Origin of the sequence: Pirellula sp. SH-Sr6A, assembly GCF_001610875.1 — a bacterium.
Taxonomy (GTDB): Bacteria; Planctomycetota; Planctomycetia; order Pirellulales; family Pirellulaceae; genus JBKCUI01.
In genome coordinates this window covers 908,035-927,620 of record NZ_CP011272.1, presented here as the reverse complement: position 1 = coordinate 927,620, position 19,586 = coordinate 908,035, and the positions used below count along the sequence as shown (strand labels likewise).

Genomic DNA, 19,586 nt, shown 5'->3' with positions numbered 1-19,586 from the left:
TGAAAGATCGATATTGCGATCGATTTACGGCCCAACGGGGTAGAATTGCTGATTAGGAATGATGCGATTCAGTTCATTCCTTTTGGCTTCCGGCAAGGGATGAGCGAATTCGCGGGGACGTCCACCGACGACCTCCGGCCCAATATCGTTGAGGGGGTAAGGGTCAAAGTAAACGGCGCGATCCTTTTGCCTATTGATGTCACCCTGCCCGAATTGGCTCCCGCCCCATCGTTTCGAGGCGAACGAACTTCCAAAACATCCCGTGCCCAGCAAAAGGAGAGTACCAAGGAGTACTGGGAAAGATGCAGGAACAAGGCGGAGAGTGGATTCTGGAAAGCGTTGCGACATGACTCTTGCACCTTGGATGGACATCCGAGCGTGGCGAACGTCAGCTACGCTTCACTCGGAAATCTACTCCATCTCGGATCGAGGACGCCAGAGCACTCACCGATCTCACATGCTCGAGGGCAAATGGCAATCTCGTTTAGTTTGGGTGGGAAACCCAAAGTGATATCGGGGTTTCAATCCCGTCCTCCCATTCCCGGAGAAACCGTTTCAAAGAGGAGGGAAGCCATGGGGAGTCGGCCAAATGAAAGACTATCGGGTTCGGATTGGAAACAGCGAGCTCCCAAAAGCCACCGGCCCATCGGCAACCGGTCACCGAAAAGCCTGAATGCATGCACGAAAAAGGTTGGGCGACTGGCGATTCTCCGCCGTGCATCGTTTGGATGGAAAACGAATCGTCAAACGTAACGATGCCAGTGGTAGGGGACTCGAGAGCGAGAATTTTCCATTCGGTGGGGAGCACGCGACGTGAACCGCAAGCGAGTAATTGATCATGTCCCACTCCCGCGGCAACGTAATCCGACGCTTTCGAAACAAGCTCCTCGTAGATAACGCGTGGCGGTCCAATGAACTGGATCTGGCCCTCTTCCAGAACGACGATGCGATCCGCGAGTACCATGGCTTCATGAAGATCATGGGTCACGTAAAGCGTAGTTCGATTCCGCGTGCGATGGATCTTGGAGATCGCCGCTTTGGCTAGGGAACGAAACCTGGGATTCAATTGGGCCAACGGTTCGTCGAGGAGCAGCAAAGGTTTGGGGCTGAGCAAGGCACGGAGGAGCGATACGCGCCCTAACTCCCCTCCGGACAATTGAGGTGGACGACTCATCAGGAGCTTCTGGAGTTCGAAGGCCTCGATAAGCCAGTCGGCATCGTGGGCAACTCGTGGATCGATGACGCTTTCCAGGTTTTGCTTGACCGTCCAATGGTCGTAGCAAGCGTGGGACTGAAAAGAAAAAGCGCAGTCCCGTTTACTCGGCGAAAAATGCTTGGCGTCCTTCCCGTGCAACAGGATCGAGCCGCGGTCAGGTTCTTCGAGTCCGGCAACCATCTTGAGCAAGGTCGATTTGCCGCTGCCGCTCGAACCCAAGAAAACGACCCATTCCGTGGGTGCGATGTCCAAGCAAAAATCTTGTAGAACCGCGCGTCCGCCAAAGGACTTGTAGATCGATCTCAATGAAAGAATCGGATCTGTAGATGGGTGGACCGCCGAAGAATTGGCCGCCGAATTGGAGTTGGCCATAGCAATGCAAGGGACGGGCAAGAGAAAACGCGGCGTCCTGCCGCTGAATCTGTTCCTTCAGTCGCCGCATTGTTTGTCGAACGCAGGTCGTTGTCAATCATGCTAGCTAGAAATCGGTTGCGTCTATGGTAGACTTCTCACCCTGCGACAAGGTCGCGATTTCCTTTTCATCACGCAACCCTCAGGAGAATGGCAGAATGACTAACGGACCTCTCAATCGTAAGTTCAAAATGGGGCTTGTTGGAGGAGGCCAAGGTTCATTCATCGGGCGAGTCCACTCCATCGCCGCTTGCCTCGATAACCGTGCGACACTCGTGGCTGGCGCGTTCAGCAGCAATCCCGAGCGATCGAAGGCTTCGGCCGTCGACTACGATGTTTGTAGCGAGCGAGCCTACGGTTCTTACCAAGAGATGTTCGAGGTGGAATCGAAGAAGCCAAAGGGGGAGCGAATCGATTTTGTTTCAGTGACCACTCCGAACCACATGCACTTTGACGTCGCCAAAGCGGCGCTCGAAGCGGGCTTTCATGTTGTGTGCGACAAGCCGATGACATTCGATCTGGCACAGGCAGAAGAGTTGGCAAAGCTTGTTGACCGTTCCAAGTCGGTGTTTGCACTGACCCATAACTACACCGGCTACCCGCTTGTTCGCCAAGCTCGTGAAATGATTCAAAGCGGGGAGCTTGGAGAGATTCAAGCGATTCGAGTGCAGTACATCCAAGGATGGTTGCGAACTCGTCTGGAATCCGAGGACCAGAAGCAAGCCGCATGGCGAACCGATCCCAAGCAAAGCGGTGCAGCGGGTTGTTTCGGCGATATCGCGACCCACGCGTACAACTTGGGACGTTATATGTCGGGGCTACTCCCTGCGGAAATCAGCTGCCACTTGAAGGCCTTTGAGCCGGGTCGCAAACTGGATGATTACGGCACTGCGGTGGTCAAGTATCAGAATGGAGCACTGGGAACCGTGACTGCGAGCCAAATCAGCCATGGACGCGAGAACGACCTTTCGATCGAGATCGACGGGACCAAGGGCTCGCTCTCGTGGCGACAGGAAGAACCCAATGTGATGATCGTTCGTCAAAATGGACAACCGCATCGACTCTACACACGGGATCCAAACGCGCCGCACATGAATGCCAGTGGTCGTGGAGCATGCCGTCTCCCCAGCGGACACCCTGAAGCCTTCTTCGAGGCTTTTGCAAACATCTATTGCGCCGCCTTTGATGCAATGGTTGAAGTCGAGACTGGCAAATCCATCGAACGGCGCGATACGTTGTACCCTAATGTGCACGACGGGGTGGAGGGGATGTTCTTCATTCAGCAGTGTGTCGAAAGCAGTGCCAAGAATGGTGCATGGTTATCATTGAACCACGAACGCTGCCGCTCCTAGCAGTCGCTGTTTTCCACTTTCCATCTGTCATCCATCTGTTCGAATTGCCTAGAAAGCACTCTTGTGAAAGCTAAGATCGTTTTACTTCCTGGAGACGGGATCGGCCCTGAAGTCACCTCGCAAGCTGTCCGCGTCCTGGACGCTGTCGCCAAGAAGTTTGGTCACACGTTTCTGTTCGATTCCAAGCGAATCGGTGGGATCGCAATCGACGAAACGGGAGATCCGTTACCACAGGACACGATCGACGCCTGCAAAGCTTCCGATGCGATCTTGCTGGGGGCAGTGGGGGGACCGAAGTGGGACGATCCGAATGCAAAAACTCGTCCCGAAGCCGGTTTGCTTCGCATCCGCAAAGAACTCGGCTTGTTTGCGAACCTTCGCCCGATCGTCACCTTTGACGAATTGCTCGACTCCTCGCCGCTCAAGCGAGAGATTATCGAAGGGACCGATATTCTCTTTTTCCGAGAGTTGACCGGCGGTCTCTATTTCGGGCCTTCGGGAACCGAGGAGTTAGCGGACGGACAGCAGCGAGCCTACAGCACTGCCGTTTACACCACCAAGGAGGTGGAGCGAATTGTGCGCATGGCGGCCCTAGCAGCTCGGAAGCGAAAGGGCAAACTGACGATGGTCGATAAGGCGAACGTCCTCGAAGCATCCCGTTTGTGGCGCCGAGTCACCGCAAAAATGATGAAGGATGAGTTTTCGGACCTGGAGTATGAGGTCGTACTGGTGGATTCGATGGCGATGCATTTGCTGAGCCGCCCCAAGAGCTTTGACGTCGTTGTCACCAGCAACATGTTCGGCGATATTCTTACCGATGAAGCCTCAATGCTTCCGGGATCCCTCGGCATGTTGCCGAGTGCCTCGCTCGGATCCGATGGTCCTGGTCTTTACGAACCCATTCACGGTAGCGCTCCAGATATCGCCGGCAAGGGAATAGCAAATCCCCTTGCAACAATCCTTGCGGCGGCCATGTTGCTACGACACTCCCTCCAATTGGATGCGGAAGCCGCCGATATTGAAGCGGCGGTGAAAAAAGTTCTCGCAGCCGGGTACCGAACGGCGGACCTTGCTCCCAAAGGATCCTCCACGTTGGGAACGATCGCTATTACGGACAAAGTCTTAGAGCTTTTGTAGCGAGAATAAATTCCAGCCCGTCAATTATCTCAGGCAGGCTTCCGAACCTAGCGACCCCTCCGTCCCTCACTAGTCATGGGGCACCTTGTCCCCTGACGCCCGGACCATAGTCATTTATTCCAGGGCATGGGAGTAGGAAGATTACACCGGTGAGTATACTATTGGTGACCTTGTCGATTTTCGAGATCGTCAGTCGACCAATAGTGCAAGGGGCTCGGGATCGTCCGGGGCCCTCTTTTCTTTTCGCTTAGTTTAGAAACCAGCCGACGCATGGAGTCGGAGTGGTTTGAGGGATCAGCATGCGGTCAATTTGGACCAACATCATCGCGTCGATCTTGTTGATCGCGGCAGTGGGTGGCTCGGTAGGGCTCATCGTCTACATGCGACATCGTATGGATTCGCAACCGATCCAACCTCCCGCCGAGTCTCCTGAAATTGTCTCTTTTTCCAAAGCAGAGGTGGTGGAGACGCGGGCTTCCGCAACGGCGATTGGTACCGTCCTGGCAACCCAGTACATTCAATTGCGAACCGAGTTGGTAGGAACGGTAAGCGAAGTGAATTTCAAGCCGGGAGAAACGGTTCGAAAGGATCAGGTCCTAGTCAAACTCGACACTCGGGTGGAAGACGCCCAACTGGAGAGTGCGAAGGCTGCGCTCGGTATCGCGCAATCGACCTACGAACGCTCGAAACAAGCATGGCAGGCTAAAGCGATTAGCGAATTGGAATTCGAGCAGGCCAATGCACTCCTTCAGCAAGCCAACGCAGAAGTCTCGCGGCTCGAAGCCATCATTGCGAAAAAAACCCTGAGAGCTCCCTTTGACGCCAAAGCGGGACTGTTCGATTTGCAACCTGGTCAGTACATGCCAGAGGGTACCGTGATCACCATGTTGCAAGGGACCGAAGCTGCGGTTTACGTTGATTTCATGATGCCTCAGTCGGTGGCCGATTACGTGCGAAACGGGGATGTGGTCCAGCTCATCCATTTCGATAAACCGCTCCCAGCATCGATCATCGCCATCGATTCCCAAGCGGACAAAATCACTCGAAATGTCTTGGCTCGTTGTCTGCTTAAGGATCCACCGGAAAGCCTTCAACCAAACGACTCAGTCAAAGTAGAAATGGCTTACGGGCCCCTGATTCCTGCGGTCAAGATTCCTTATTCTGCATTGAGAAGTGCTCCTACGGGCCCTTATGTCTTCACAACCGAGCCCGATGAGAAAGAGCCCGAGAAGCAACGAGCAAAAATGCGGAGCGTGCAGCCCGGACGTTCGATCGATGGCTTTGTTACGATTCTCCGCGGACTCGAAGCAGGCGAAACGGTCGTCTCGGATGGTTCATTTAAAATCCGCCCCGCTCTTTGGGTTATGCCAAAGCCAGAAGAGGTCGCAGCACCATGAAAAACCTAACGGATTTGTTTATCCGCCACCCTGTCTTGGCGATCGTTGTCAACTTGATCTTGGTATTGATTGGAATACGCACCGCACAGTCGTTGCCGGTTCAACAATTCCCAAAGCTTGAAAGCACTTCGATCCAGATCACCACGGTCTATATCGGCGCCAGTGCCGAAACGATTCGCGGGTTCCTTACCACCCCCATTGAGAAGGCAGTTTCTTCGATTGCGGGTGTCGATTTCATCGAGTCGTCCAGCGTTGCAGGGATCAGCACTATTACGATCCGGTTGAAATTGAATCACAGCGCAACAGCTGCCTTATCCGAGGTCAATGCGAGACTTCAACAGGTACGACGCGAGCTCCCCGAAGAATCGGAACCATCGGTCGTCGAGATTCAACGGGCGGATCGTCCTTACGCGTCCTTCTATCTAAGCTTCACATCGGACGAGTATGAGATACCAGCGCTGACAGATTATCTCATGCGAACGGTTCAACCTCAGTTTTCGACCATATCGGGAGTCCAGCGAGTCGGCGTCGAAGGAGGAAGAATTCCGGCGATGAGAATTTGGATTTCTCCTTCGCGATTATCCGAATTGAACCTTACGCCCGGCGACGTCTATGGTGCCTTGAGGCGAAACAATTACCTCGCAGCGATCGGGCGAGTGAAAAACGACTCCGTGCAAGTCGATTTGCTAACAGACACGGATTTAAAGACGGTGGAAGAGTTCGAGGACTTGATCGTCTGGCAAAACGATGGCGCTGTGGTGCGGCTCCGGGATGTGGCTCGCGTGGAATTTGGGTCGGAGGAACCCAATATGGTCGCCATGTATCGCGGGCGTGAAGCGGTCTATCTTTCGGTTTGGCCATTGCCGGGAATCAATGAAATCGAGGTGGCAAATCAACTGAATGCCTCGATGGAAAAGCTGAGACCGTCGCTCCCCAAGCATATTGATATGCAACTGGCTTTCGACGCCACGAAATTTATGCGGGACTCACTTTACGAGATTTCTCAGACCCTGATTGAAACGATTTGCATCGTGGGGATCGTTGTTTTTCTTTTCATGGGTTCCATTCGCACCGCCATTGTCCCTTTGGTCGCGATGCCTGTTTCTCTCATCGGCGCATCCATATTGATGTACTTGATGGGCTTCTCACTCAATCTTCTCACGTTGTTAGCGATCGTGCTCGCAGTGGGCTTGGTAGTCGACGATGCCATCGTCGTGGTCGAAAATGTGCAGCGACACATCCAGGAGGGGCTCGGTAAATTCGATGCCGCCATCGTGGGGGCCAGAGAACTGGTAGGGCCGATCATCGCCATGACGATCACGCTGGCCGTGGTTTATGCCCCGATTGGCTTTCAAGGTGGATTGACGGGGATGCTCTTCCGAGAATTCGCGTTCACCCTTGCCGCGGCTGTGCTCTTGTCAGGTATCGTCGCAGTAACTCTGTCACCGGTTATGAGCGCGGTGATGCTAAGTGCATCTGGGAAAGAGCCCTGGTTGACGCGAAAGGTAAACTGGCTGTTCGACCGTGTGCAAGCCGCTTACGGTGTTATCCTCGAACGGGTCCTCGGCATCCGTTGGACTATTGCTTTGCTCACGATCGTCTTGGGAATGGCGGCGGTTCCCTTTTATCAGCGGTCCGGAAAAGAATTGGCGCCGATCGAAGATCAAGGAGCGATTGGAGTCATGCTCCAAGCGTCGCCTGACTCGACTTTGAAGAGCACCACCCAGTGGGCAACCCAGTTGGCAACTCAATTTGATAAATCCCCTGAGACGGACTATATGTGGGCCGTCATCGGATCGAACAGCGGTTTCGGTGGCGTGATCACCCATGACTGGCACGAGCGAAAAGAGCATGGGCAACGCAGCACGCAGGAAATGTTCGGAGAAGTCTACTATCTTGCTTCACAAGTCCCTGGACTTCGACCCCTTCCGATCCTCATGCCCCCGCTTCCCGGCGCGGGAAATTTCGACGTTGAGGTCATTCTTAAAGGGGATCTGGAGCTTTCGCGTATGATCGAGCTCTCCTCGAACATTGTGCAGAAAGCAATGGAATCCAACATGTTTTTGTTTGTGGATCCAGACTTGAAAGTGGATCTTCCCCAAGCCCAAGTGGTCGTCGATCGAGAAAAGGTTGCTGACCTGAAGCTAGATTTGGCTGCCATCGCTCAAGAGCTCGGCGTCTTGCTGGGAGGTGGATACGTCAATCGGTTCAATCACTTCAATCGATCCTATCAAGTCATCCCGCAATTGGCCGATGAAGACCGTAAATCGACAAACGAATTGATGGATATCAAGATTCGGACCCCAAACGGACAGCTTATTCCTGTCTCAACTTTCGCTAGCATCGAACCCAAGACGGCCCCACGCGTTTTAAGTCGATTCCAACAACAAACTGCACTGAAGTTCAATGCGGTGATGATTCCCCCTTTCACGAAAGAGGAGGGATTGCGAACCATGGAGAACATCGTGCGCGATGCGGCTGGGGACGATGCGAGTCTCGATTATGCCGGTGAGTCGCGTCAGATTCGTCAAGAAGGCTCCGCCCTAACGGTCACGCTGGGGATCGCCCTGGTGTTGATTTACTTGGTGCTGGCCGCACAGTTCAAATCCTTCCGCGATCCCCTTATCGTTCTCATCGGTTCGGTGCCTCTCGCTATCTCCGCCTCCCTTTCGATTACGTACCTCGGTCTGACGACGATCAATATTTACTCTCAAGTCGGATTGATCACCTTGGTAGGTCTTGTCGCCAAAAACGGAATCTTGATTGTGGAGTTCGCCAACCATCTTCAAGAGCAGGGGCTGGCGAAGCGAGCTGCAGCATTGGAAGCAGCCCGAACACGTTTGCGGCCCGTTTTGATGACTTCAGCGGCGACCGTCCTCGGTCACTTGCCACTCGTATTCGTCACGGGGCCGGGCGCTGAGGCTCGCAATAGCATCGGTATTGTCCTCGTTGTCGGCATGGCAATCGGGTCCCTTTTTACGTTGTTTGTCGTGCCTGCACTTTACGTGATCATTGCTGCCGCCCACCGTAAAACGGAACCTGCGGGTGAGATTGTCAGGAGAACCTTGGATTCGACGCCTCTCGTAGATTCGGAATCAGTCCCCGCCATGTCAGTGACGTAATTCCATCAACGAAGGTCCTCGCCATGCCACCGTCGCCGCTATCGACTGTCTCGAAAATCTGCTTGCAGGAGGCTGGGGCGACAGCGATGATTTGTGCCATTGGACTGATGGGAATGCTTACGAGTCGATGGCACCCATGGCTCGACTTGTTCACACACACGACATGGCATTTGTTCTGGGGGGCATGGGTGGCTATCCCCCTCATCTTGTGGTGCATGCGGAAGGCGGATAGGGAAACCCGGAGAGCATTTGCTGTTCGATTGATTCCAGTGGTTGGGTGCAGCGTAATGTTTTTCGTCTTCGCAAAGCCCTGGGAGGCAATTCCATTCGCGGAGAACGATTCTCGCTTGTCAGGTACACGCATTGCGTCTTGGAATGTCCTGATGGAGAACTCCGATTTGACTGAATTCGAAGAGTCGCTTCGAGCATTCCATCCGGATGTGATTGTTTTGATCGAGCTTAGCTCGCTCCACGAATCGTACGCCCAGAAATTGGCGGTTGAATACCCGTATTGCGAGTGGAAATTGCTCGGTGCGAAAGGCATGGGAGTTTTCAGCAAAGTTCCAGGTACAACCATCGCAATGCTGGACCTTGCCGGACTTTCCGTTCCGGCCATGGAGGTCACGATCCCACAACCCCAGGGGGTGCTCCCCCTTTCACTGCTGGCGGTTCATACTTTCTCCCCGACGCTAGATCCATCCCGTACCTGGGATCGCAACACCCAATTGTCCGCCATCGGCGATTGGGTACGCAGCAAGAACGGTCGCGCTATTGTCTTGGGGGACCTCAACATAACACCGTGGTCTTACCCCTTCCAACGGCTCTTGCAGAACGCGGACTTGGTAGATAGCCGAGTGGGGCGAGGGTTATACGCCAGTTGGCCGTCTGTACTTGGTCCGATGGGAATACCGATCGACCACGCCTTGGTGAGCAAGGATCTGCAGGTGAAGTATCGAGGGCTCTTGCATCGACCGAAAAATTCAGATCACCGGGGGATTTCTCTGGTCGTCGAATAGGATTCTTCGAATTCGGCCGTTGGAAACTCGATCGACCGCTTTGACGCGAAGTCCTGTTATTCGATACAATGCCCCGCGCCTCTGGAGAAAATGCTGTGGTTGTAATGTTGACAAATGATTTGATGTTTCAGTCCCGTGTCAGTGGGGCAGTTAAAGCGGCTAGCAGGAGTCTCGTCGCGGACCGTTCGGTAGAGAAGCTCGTAGAACGATGTGCTGACAGCGTATCGGTTAAGCTCGCTTTCGTGGACTTGTCCCTCCTATCGATCGAATTGGAGACCGCCATTCCGCTTTTGAAAAATCGCTTTCCGAACGCCAAAGTCATTGCATTTGGGCCCCACGTGGATATTCAGCGATTGCACGACGCGGAAGCCAGTGGAGCGGACGAAGTGATGACGCGTGGGCAATTCGACCGCGACTTGAATTCCATCGTTTCGGCGTAGGCGATCACAATGCCAAGCTCTTGTGGGATCGCCTCGAGTGCCTCGATTCTCGTTTCGCTTCGCACGGCGTTTGAACGAGCATCGGAGGGGATGCGCGATCCAATCGATTTTGCATTCGTCTTTTTAAGTGGCGACTCGATTGCAGACAAAGGAGACGACATCCTCTCGCTTTGGTTCGATTTAGCACCGGGGGTTCCGGTGTTCGGCGGATCTGCCGAAAGTTTGGTGGGCAAGCGATGCGAACTCGAGGGCCAATCCGCCGCGACCGTGCTCCTGATCTCGGGATGGCACGAGCGTCCCAACATCTATGAGTTGGAGTGCTTGAGGACCCCCGACGGACCTTCTGTGATGGGAGTCACGGAGGAGCTGATTGCAAATAGCCATCGTGGTCTCCTTACCATCGCGTGCCCTGTTTCGTTTTCGGTTGAACTGTTAGCAGACGTGCTGGAGTACGAGCGATTCCACCCGAGCGACGCCGTTGTTCCCATTCTCGGCGGTTACTGCAGCAGTTCGAATTGGCAAGCTCCGAATTTGCTGCTGGCCGGTGATAAGGTGACAGTTCGAGGTGCCGTGGCAATGACGTTGCCTCCAGGGTGGCATTGGCACAGTGTCATCAGCCAAGGATGTCGACCGGTTGGCGATCCCTTTATCATCACAGCAATGGAAGGACAAACGGTAGTCGAACTGGGGGGAAAGCCTGCGATGCTCCAACTGCGCGACATGTATGCCCAGCTTCCGCAAAGGGAGCAACAGATGATGTCCAACAGTCTGATGATGGGTCGGGCCATCAGCGAGTATCGCACCACATTTTCCCATGGCGAGTTTCTGATCCGCGCTGTCCAAGGAGTGGATTCGAGCAATCAGGGACTAGTCGTCACCGATCGATTTCAAGTGGGACAAACGGTCCGGTTTCATGTTCGCGATTCCGAGGCAGCTGATGCCGATCTCCAGCATTTGCTCTCCAAGTCCGCGATAGGGCATCTCGCCCCGGAAGCCGCATTGCTCTTTACCTGCAACGGGCGGGGCACTCGGATGTTTTCGGCCGCGAATCATGACGCTTTGTCTGTCGATAGGCAATTTCCAGATCTTCCAATTGCCGGGATGTTCGCGGCTGGCGAATTTGGTCCGATGGCTAACCAAAACTTGGTCCACGGATTTACCGCGATCGTCAATCTTCTCGTCAAGTCGTAAGACGCAATCTGCTCGATTTGTCGAATCTCCGCAGACGTGAAGGGGATTACCGCTTAAAATAAGGGACCCACTATCAGGTATCCTCCCCCACCCTCCCGCCTGGTCCCATGAATCGATCTCTCCCTCCGCACGAATGTTGGACACGATGGGCTGCTTGCGCTCTCGCCATATTCTGTTGTTTTTCTCCAGGGGCAGGGGGAGCGCAAGACGCCAAGCAAAGCGAAGAATCCAATCCCGTCGTTCGCCTTGATTTCGAATCGGAAACAACGATTTCTTGGACCGAAAAAGGGAGCTTGATCCGCGATCAAGAGGGACCTCGCCCCCCCGAGTTTCCCGATTTCTCGCCCAACAATCATGCCATTCGCTTCCAACCGGGCGGGGCGCATCTGATCATCGCTGATACAGGGAAAGCGAGCCGCTTGGATTTTGGAAATGATGATCGCCTGTCCATCGAAGCTTGGGTGCAACCGGATCCCAACAGCAAAACGTCCCCAATGATGGTGGTAGGGAAGGGGCGTACCGGGAATCCAAAATTTGCGAAAGACAATCAAAATTGGGCGCTGCGACTGGTGGCCGAACAAGGCGAATACCGTTTGAGTTTCCTCTTCTCGACAGGACAAAGCGCAAACAGTTCCCACTGGCATCGGTGGACTTCTAATCTCGCGTTCGAACCCAACACGGGCTGGCACCATATCGCCGTTACCTATCGGTTCGGTGAGCCTGATAGCGTGCGAGGTTGGATCGATGGCCAACCCACCGATGGCAAGTGGGATATGGGAGGGAAAACGAAATTGCCACCGATTGAGGATGATGACGATGTATGGGTCGGCACCGCCTCCGTCGGAAATCAGTACGTCGGACTTCTCGATGGAATCGCGTTGTACCGGAGCGCATTCACCGATGCACAAGTCGCCGGGAAATTTCAACGACTAGGTGGCCCCAGGAAATCGACCCTCGCTCCGGAAGTAGTCGCGGAAGTCGGCGAACTTCCCGCCGGCAAAGTCCAATTCTCCTTGCATCAAACCCTTCCGAAAGCAAACCGGTGGCTCAACGAAGGGGAAACCTTTCCAAGTGCATCGACGACTTGGACCAGTGACACGTTCTTTCTCAAGCAAATCCCGCAATACTACGACGATTGGGGGATACGAGACGATTGGAAATCTCCATTGCTGCTTCGGGCTGCGGGCGACGTACGCCTTCCACCAGGCGATTACCGTGTGTGGATCCGCGCCCGCGGATTATCCCGGCTATGGATACAGGATGAAATCGTAGCGAGAACCGGTCCGGTCGATCGAAAATCGGTCGATGGCGAACAAGCCATTACCCCGGTCGCGACTGGTCCCTACGAGGGAGTTCTCCCGCCAGGTTATCATCAGCAAGAAGCGTTCGGGAAATTTCAAGTAGAGGCTACCGATGCGTCGGCGATCGCGTCACCCTTTCGCGTTATCTTCGAAACAATTGTCGGTGGCCCAGGGCAACGTACCGAAACGGGGGAGATCCTGGTTGCAATCGAACCAATCGGCGGCGAGATGCTTTATCTCCTCACTCCGAACAATAGCCTCCAGGTTCCATTGACAGAACAATCTGTTGCACCGATTCGCCAGCAACAGGCGCAAGAGATTCGGCATATCGATCAGCTGAATCGACGAGAGCGCGCGAAATCGCAAGATGCGTATTGGAGCCATCGCCATGGAGAGTCCAAAAAGATTGCCAGCGCGCTCTTTTCTTCGACAGCGAACTTGCCTTCCTTCGAACGACGATTGACGCCCGAAGCGAGCCATCCGATCGATCGGTATCTCCATGCGAAAATCGAATCTGTTTGGAAGGAGTCGCAGACGACCGACAAAGAGCTTTCGAGCGAGTTTCACAACAAAGTCCTTCCAATTCTTCGAGATCATTGCTTTCGATGCCATGGGGACAAAGACAAAGGAGGCTTGCGACTGCACGCACGCGAGGATGCATTGAAGGCGGGAGAGTCCGAAAATGCAGCGGTCAAACCCGGCAATGCCGATGAAAGTGAACTGATCCTTCAAATCGAATCCGGTTCCATGCCGCCAACAGAATCGAAGTTGTCGGAAGAGCAGATTCAAGTGCTCCGTGGTTGGATAAACAATGGGGCCCACTGGCCTCCGATGGTTCGAAATGAAACGGAGTTGACTCCGTCGGAAAAGATATCCGATCTCGTGTTTCTACGGCGTGCTTCCTTCGATACGATCGGCTTGCCCCCAAGTCCGTCGGAGATCCAACAGTTTTTGGCCGATTCCAACCCTAACAAGAGAAAAGCAGCGGTCGAACGCTACATGAGGGATCCTCGCTTTGCCGATCATTGGATGAGTTTTTGGCAAGATCTCTTGGCGGAGAACCCAACCCTCCTGAATCAATCGATGGGAAGCACCGGCCCATTTCGTTGGTTCCTTTACGAGGCCCTTGTGGATCAAAAGCCTCTGGATCGCATGGTCACGGAATTGATCTTGATGCGAGGTAGCAGTCAAACCGGAGGGAGTGCCGCGTTCGCTCTGGCTGGTGAATCAGATTCCCCCATGGCTGCCAAAGCAGGGATCATCTCGTCGGCATTCCTTGGAATCGATCTGCAATGCGCTCGATGTCACGATTCACCCTATCACAGCACGAAACAACGCGACCTCTACGCATTGGCCGCCATGCTAGATCGGAAAGCGACAACGGTACCAAAGACAAGTCGGGTTCCCGATGCTTTCTTTGAAAAGAAGGGGCGAGAGTCTTTGATCAAAGTGACGCTCCGGCCTGATGAATCGATCGCACGTGATTGGCCCTTCGGTCCTGATCAGGGGTTACCGCAAGCGTCGGATTGCCGCGGTTGGCAATTCGATTCGGACGACTCCCGAGACCTCTTGGCAGCGATCGTGACCGCACCTCAAAACAAACGTTTCCCCCGGGTCTTCGTGAATCGCATTTGGATGCGATTGATGGGCGCCGGGTTGGTCGAACCCGCTGACGATTGGGAAGGCAAGGAACCCAGCCACCCCGAACTACTCGACTGGCTCGCGAACCGATTGGTGCAATCCGAATACGATTGGCGGGAAGTCGTGAAAGAGATCATGCTTTCAGATGCCTACCAGCGACAAGCGGTTAGCAGCAACCATGAAGCCGCGCCGGCGGAACGATTCTTTCTTGCTCCGGATCAACGGCGACTGTCTGCAGAACAAATCGTGGACGCCTTGCACCACTCTTTTGAGCTCCCGATCGACAGCGAAGAATTGACCTTCGTTCATGACGGACAACGGACACTTGGACAGCGTCAGACTCTCGGTGTTCCCACGAGAGCGTGGATGTTCACAAGCTTGAACAATGAGCGCGATCGACCGAGTTTGTCTTTGCCACGAGCTGCAGCGATCGTCGATGTGCTGGAGGCGTTTGGTTGGACGGGCTCGCGGCAAAAACCTATTAGCCAACGGGATCACGATGCGAATCTACTTCAGCCTGGCATGATCGCCAACGGCGTCATGGTGAAGAATCTAACACGATCTGCATGGAACAGTCCCGTATCGCGAATCGCGATCGAAGCTAGGTCACCCGAAGAACTCGTCGATACCTGGTACCTTCGTATCCTCAATCGATTACCCACTCCCGAGGAACGTACCGCTCTAGCCGGTGAGCTCGCCCAGGGATTTGATGGACGCGTGATTTCCCTTGATTCCCCAAGGCCTGAAGCGCCGAAACCACTCCCTCTCGTCACTTGGTTTAACCACCTCGTCCCTGAAACATCGTCCATCCAACTAGAGCATGAACGCAGAGTCGTGGAGGGCCCGTCGGTCGATCCGCGACTCAGCACTTCGTGGCGAGAGGTCTACGAAGATTTTCTCTGGACTTTGGTCAATCAGCCCGAATTGGTTTGGTATCCGTAATCAACCTTAAGGTGAAACATGCAGTTTCCTTCCCCATTCATGCACCGTCGCTCTGCCATGGCCACGATTGGTACCGCCGCGACCTGCGCGATGCAAGCGTTTGGTCCTACTCGAGTCGCCCGTGCATTGTCTCAGGGCGGTTCCGCGATGCCGTTTGGCAAGACAGAACATGTCATTTCCATCTGGCTCGGTGGAGGAATGGGCCAAATCGACACGTTCGATCCGAAGGCCAAGGGAGATCCCAAGGGAAAGAAACCTGGTTCCTATTACGACGCCATTGAGACGGCTGTTCCTAATGTAAAGGTCTGCGAGCATTTGGCCGACATTGCACCTTGGATGGATCGCATCACGGCGGTCCGAACGGTTCATCACGAGGTCATCGACGAGCACGCCGCGGCGACGAATCGCATGCACACGGGGCGGCCCGTTACCAACACGGTTATCTATCCTTCGATCGGCTCGATCATCGCACACGAGCGCGGGGCTGCGAGCGATCTTGCCCCTCCGTACGTCTTGATCGGTTATCCCAACCCGACGCGAGGACCCGGATTCCTAGGTGCATCCAGTGGTTACTTGTACTTGACCGACACGAGCAAAGGACCATCGGGTCTATCCCGTCCTCCCGAGGTGACGACCGATCGAGAAGCACGGCGATCGCGCATGCAGAATCTTGTCCGTTCCGCTTCGAACCACCTATCAGACAGCGTTGAAACTGCCAGTAAAGTGCGGCAATATGAAGCCGCCATGATGCAGAGTCGCAAACTGAGCAGTCCGGATTTCATGTCGACCTTCGATCTGGCGAAAGAACCTGATGCCCTGCGAAATAGGTATGGGAGCGAATTTGGACAGCGTTGCTTACTCGGTCGTCGTCTGATCGAGCGCGGGGTACGATTTGTCGAAGTCTCCCACAACTTGAATTTTCTAAACGGCGCAGGTTGGGATGTGCATAACGAAGGAATTCTGCAACAGCACGCTTTGATACGTGAATTGGGGCAATCGATGGGGGCGCTCCTTCACGACTTGAACGAGAAACGACTCCTCGATAAAACGCTGGTTGTTATCACGACCGAATTCGGGAGGCCGCCAGAGTTCGATAGCGGCGGCGGACGTGGACATCAAGGGAAGGCGTTCACGTGCGTACTAGCTGGGGGAGGCCTCCAACATTGCGGCGCATACGGAGAAACGGATGAGTTCTCCAAGAAGATCGTTTCCAGTCCTGTAAGCGTCCCCAACTTTTTTGCGACTATCTGCGCAGCCTTGCAAATCGATCCGTCGAAGAACTTATTCGATGGCGATCGACCCGTTCCTATCACCGACGGGGGAATCCCCATCGCTAAGCTATTCGCTTAAGGCCCAAAGCGAAGGGATCCCCAGTCACTTCCTAACGAAGCTGCACCTGCGGTGCGACTTGCACGCCCGCGCTCAGAGGCTCGTTAGCGGATCTGTTATCGGGACGGTACAAGGTATCAGAAGGAGCCACACTGGCCGATACGGGCAAGATTTCACCGCCTCCCCAAGGCTTGGCGGTTTGGGTTTCTTGCTCGAGGATAACTTCCGGAGTCGCTCGAGGAAATCCGTACATTTCCGATGTGATCGGGCCTGGATCAACCCAGATATTCTCACCATCCACTCGGATGGTTCCTAAGTCCTGATCCAAGTTCCGACGCTGAGCCTCGTAAAAGACCCATACACCTAGGAATGTGTTTTGAGCATTGAGCAAGTCTTGGAGGGCTGAAACACTGTCCCGGGCTGCAGTTGGACCGGAAGCGAGACTTAAATTTTCCCGAATCAGTCGAAGGTCTTCGTTGATGATGATCTGTTGGGCGGCGATCCGAACGGCGTAGCGTTGCAATTCAAAATTGTACTGGTTGTAACGCAGGTTTCGGATCTCGCTTCGCAGCTGCTGCCAGACGGCGTCTTCGTATCGGTAGTAATTGCGTTTTGCCTGTTGGTATTCGATCAATACTTGACGGTATTGATTTCGTTCCTGCATTCGAGTGAGAGGCGAGTCCCATTGCAATCCGGCTCGAAGCCGCCCGGTTTTGCCACGCAGAGATAACGGATTATCGTTCGCGTTTTGAATGTCGCCACTAAATACAACATCGAGCGTGCTCTCCAAATTGTCCGCTACAATCTCGATGGCCCGCCACGAGTCTACCAGCGAAGCACGACTGTTCATCCAGTCCAGTCGATTCACCCGAGCGATTTCGACAGCTTCTTCGGGAGCGATATCCACCTCAGGAAGAATAACGCTTTCGACTCTTGCTCGCGCCTGAAGCACCTGCAACGACAAGGCATCTTCCGCAAACTCGGCTAGCAACGATTGGCTCGGCAGAATCGCTTGATCACGAAGCGTTTCGTACTGCTTGCGTTTGTCCTGTTGCTGTCCCGAAGCCAGAACGCTTTGCATGTCGGAGTCGATCTTCTTGAGAATCTCTTCCCGCTGCAGGAAGCGATTTTCGATTTTGTCCAACTCAGCTTGCAACGAATCCGGAAGACTTGGGAGATCCGTGGATTCGAGCAATGCCATGTCGAGTGAATCGGTGGGTAACAATGCACAAACGGTGTTTCGCTCTTGCTCGTACATCTCACGAAGCCTGGCGAGCGAACGTTCCCGCTCCGGTAGAACCTCCCTCAATCGAGCAAGATCGGTGCGAATCTCTTGGATGTCTTGTTGCAAGATGATCATGCGGAGATTTTGAAGCCGCTCAATTCGATTGCGAATTTCGCTGATCGCCTGCGCTGTCGTATCGGACCAAACAAGCGTCCGGAACTTATCGCCAGTGGACTTGTCTGTTTCGATAACACTTTCTTCCAGAATAATTGTATTCGCGTCCCCGATGTCTTCACGTAAATCCCCTATCTGGGCCCGTCGATCACGCAGATTGACGCTGATCAAGTTGAATTGGTCCAAGATCGGGTCTTTGATCTCGATGCAAACATAAGGGGGCAGCCCGAGTGTTCCCTTAAAGTTGTCGAGTGAGTTCTCATAGCTGAATCGTGACTGCAACAGCGTCGCTTGCGCAGAGATCAATGCTTGCCGTGCTTGCGCGACTTGCAACTGTTGACTCGGGATCGCGTCTTGGGAAGCCGGGATAATCGTCAGCTGCTCTCGGAGTGTGTCTTCGAATCTCGCAAGGTTGTCGCGAAGACGGGCTACGTTTTCCTCTGCGTTCCGAATTTGGAGCTGGTTTTGCACCAACCCGAGGAAGCCACCGACCTGAGGAACCGCTCCACCACCACCAAATCCAGCCCCTGCGTTGTTCTGCACGTTTCCGACCGTACCGAATCCGCCACCCAACCCCGTGAAGCCTTGCAAACCAGCACCGCCGAACAAACCACCGCGTCGAGTCGGACCAGCATCATTATTACGCCCGACTGTCACGTTTAGATAGAATCCTGTGCGGTATCGTTCAAAAGCCCGCACATTGTACAACAGGGTTCGTTCGGCGAGGGTCAGCCGTTCCATCACAACATCTCGACCACCGCCTCGCAAGAGTGGTTGGATAAAGCTGAAGTCAATCACTGTGGTGGCGGTTTGCGTATCGGGACCTGCAAGCTGCCAAGTGAGCGAGTTCGCCAAACCAACAATCATTTCGGCGCCGTTTGTGAACTGACGTTGGAGAGCAATCCCTCGCGCTCCTCGTGAAAACACGCCATTGCTAAGGGTCGAACTGCTATTGCCACCCCCGCCTCGGCGCAGCTTTCCGTCTGCGGTGTATGCCGCACTATAACCTGCGAAAAGCTGATTCCCAAGAAAGAATCTTTCGGTGCTTACGTCGAGCGCTGATAGATAGAGCGTCTCGATTTCCTGCTGATAAGTGGTGTTGTGCAAGGTTGCCAATCGGACGGCTGCATTGGCATCAAGAACGAGAACACCGCGTTCATCCAGTGGAAGATACTGCCACCAAACAGGATTCTCTGCCGTGTTCGTCTTTCCATTCACATCCCAAAGCGGATAGTGCTTTTTTCCGTTGAGCACCTTCATGTACTGATGCGCTACATCGTCGTCCTCGGGCATGGGAGGCCGATCTGGATTGAACGGATCGAACATTCGCGACTCCCGCCGCATCTGCACGCTTGGGATGGCAGGCGCGGAAGCATCCACCACTTTTTCGTTCACCAACTCACAAACTTCTTGATCAGCTCGCTGGCGATAATGGGCGCGGTTGCAACCTGCCGGAATGGATAGGATCGGTAGGGTGGCGACGATCAAGGTCCCTCGAATCCACCGAGCAAGCCGTTGTCGCTTTTCCGCTTTCGTAATCATCAACCAGCGCCTCAAGGAAAGGAACAATTAGGGTTTGAAGGGATCTTCTGTCTCTTTCGGCTTTTGCGGATCTTGTGCTTGATGCCGGGAATACCAACTCATCACGATTTGCGGAAATTGCCAAACTTGCCGATTTTGACAGCGGAGCCA

Annotated in this window: 12 protein-coding genes; 9 read left to right on the top strand and 3 right to left on the bottom strand. The window is 54.1% G+C overall.

The window, feature by feature from the left end:
- Positions 1-24: 24 nt before the first annotated feature.
- Together VN12_RS03400 and VN12_RS03395 are read right to left on the bottom strand one after the other, a co-directional pair.
- On the bottom strand, positions 25-348 hold the full coding sequence (locus VN12_RS03400; protein WP_146675509.1) for a hypothetical protein: 324 nt from the start codon (positions 346-348) through the stop codon (positions 25-27).
- Between the two features lie 136 nt (positions 349-484).
- Positions 485-1,588: an ABC transporter ATP-binding protein gene (locus VN12_RS03395; RefSeq protein WP_146675508.1), complete on the bottom strand. Its 1,104-nt coding sequence runs from the start codon at positions 1,586-1,588 to the stop codon at positions 485-487.
- Between the two features lie 197 nt (positions 1,589-1,785).
- On the opposite strand from VN12_RS03395, the gene VN12_RS03390 reads away from it, so the two are divergent.
- From VN12_RS03390 to VN12_RS03350, 9 genes are all read left to right on the top strand, one after another.
- Positions 1,786-2,979: a Gfo/Idh/MocA family protein gene (locus VN12_RS03390; protein WP_240491310.1), complete on the top strand. Its 1,194-nt coding sequence runs from the start codon at positions 1,786-1,788 to the stop codon at positions 2,977-2,979.
- Between the two features lie 63 nt (positions 2,980-3,042).
- Positions 3,043-4,116 carry a 3-isopropylmalate dehydrogenase gene (gene leuB, locus VN12_RS03385; protein ID WP_146675507.1) on the top strand — a complete coding sequence of 358 codons (1,074 nt, stop codon included), beginning with the start codon at positions 3,043-3,045 and terminating at the stop codon, positions 4,114-4,116.
- A 299-nt stretch (positions 4,117-4,415) separates the two neighbouring features.
- Positions 4,416-5,513: an efflux RND transporter periplasmic adaptor subunit gene (locus tag VN12_RS03380; RefSeq protein WP_146675506.1), complete on the top strand. Its 1,098-nt coding sequence runs from the start codon at positions 4,416-4,418 to the stop codon at positions 5,511-5,513.
- Positions 5,510-8,635 carry an efflux RND transporter permease subunit gene (locus VN12_RS03375; protein WP_146675505.1) on the top strand — a complete coding sequence of 1,042 codons (3,126 nt, stop codon included), beginning with the start codon at positions 5,510-5,512 and terminating at the stop codon, positions 8,633-8,635. The genes VN12_RS03380 and VN12_RS03375 overlap by 4 nt, the downstream gene beginning before the upstream one ends.
- Positions 8,636-8,658: 23 nt before the next feature.
- Positions 8,659-9,651: an endonuclease/exonuclease/phosphatase family protein gene (locus VN12_RS03370; protein ID WP_146675504.1), complete on the top strand. Its 993-nt coding sequence runs from the start codon at positions 8,659-8,661 to the stop codon at positions 9,649-9,651.
- A gap of 104 nt (positions 9,652-9,755) precedes the next feature.
- Complete coding sequence (locus VN12_RS03365) at positions 9,756-10,091, top strand: hypothetical protein (protein ID WP_146675503.1); 336 nt, start codon at positions 9,756-9,758, stop codon at positions 10,089-10,091.
- Positions 10,092-10,100: 9 nt separating this feature from the next.
- Positions 10,101-11,282 (top strand): FIST N-terminal domain-containing protein, encoded by a 1,182-nt coding sequence (locus tag VN12_RS03360; RefSeq protein WP_146675502.1) that lies wholly within the window; start codon positions 10,101-10,103, stop codon positions 11,280-11,282.
- Between the two features lie 107 nt (positions 11,283-11,389).
- Positions 11,390-15,166: a DUF1553 domain-containing protein gene (locus VN12_RS03355; protein ID WP_146675501.1), complete on the top strand. Its 3,777-nt coding sequence runs from the start codon at positions 11,390-11,392 to the stop codon at positions 15,164-15,166.
- An 18-nt stretch (positions 15,167-15,184) separates the two neighbouring features.
- Positions 15,185-16,516: a DUF1501 domain-containing protein gene (locus VN12_RS03350; RefSeq protein WP_409994267.1), complete on the top strand. Its 1,332-nt coding sequence runs from the start codon at positions 15,185-15,187 to the stop codon at positions 16,514-16,516.
- Positions 16,517-16,547: 31 nt separating this feature from the next.
- On the opposite strand, the gene VN12_RS03345 is transcribed toward VN12_RS03350, so the two are convergent.
- Entirely contained in the window at positions 16,548-19,436 is a 2,889-nt protein-coding gene (locus VN12_RS03345; protein ID WP_146675500.1) for a hypothetical protein, read from the bottom strand.
- Positions 19,437-19,586 lie beyond the last annotated feature (150 nt).

Bases quoted from the DNA above. Each gene is read 5' to 3' on its own strand.
- VN12_RS03380 (WP_146675506.1), top strand. From the start codon at position 4,416: ATGCGGTCAATTTGGACCAACATCATCGCGTCGATCTTGTTGATCGCG.
- VN12_RS03355 (WP_146675501.1), top strand. From the start codon at position 11,390: ATGAATCGATCTCTCCCTCCGCACGAATGTTGGACACGATGGGCTGCT.
- VN12_RS03365 (WP_146675503.1), top strand. From the start codon at position 9,756: ATGTTGACAAATGATTTGATGTTTCAGTCCCGTGTCAGTGGGGCAGTT.
- VN12_RS03350 (WP_409994267.1), top strand. From the start codon at position 15,185: ATGCAGTTTCCTTCCCCATTCATGCACCGTCGCTCTGCCATGGCCACG.
- VN12_RS03375 (WP_146675505.1), top strand. From the start codon at position 5,510: ATGAAAAACCTAACGGATTTGTTTATCCGCCACCCTGTCTTGGCGATC.
- VN12_RS03345 (WP_146675500.1), bottom strand. From the start codon at position 19,436: ATGATTACGAAAGCGGAAAAGCGACAACGGCTTGCTCGGTGGATTCGA.
- VN12_RS03370 (WP_146675504.1), top strand. From the start codon at position 8,659: ATGCCACCGTCGCCGCTATCGACTGTCTCGAAAATCTGCTTGCAGGAG.
- VN12_RS03360 (WP_146675502.1), top strand. From the start codon at position 10,101: ATGCCAAGCTCTTGTGGGATCGCCTCGAGTGCCTCGATTCTCGTTTCG.
- VN12_RS03395 (WP_146675508.1), bottom strand. From the start codon at position 1,588: ATGGCCAACTCCAATTCGGCGGCCAATTCTTCGGCGGTCCACCCATCT.
- VN12_RS03400 (WP_146675509.1), bottom strand. From the start codon at position 348: ATGTCGCAACGCTTTCCAGAATCCACTCTCCGCCTTGTTCCTGCATCT.
- VN12_RS03390 (WP_240491310.1), top strand. From the start codon at position 1,786: ATGACTAACGGACCTCTCAATCGTAAGTTCAAAATGGGGCTTGTTGGA.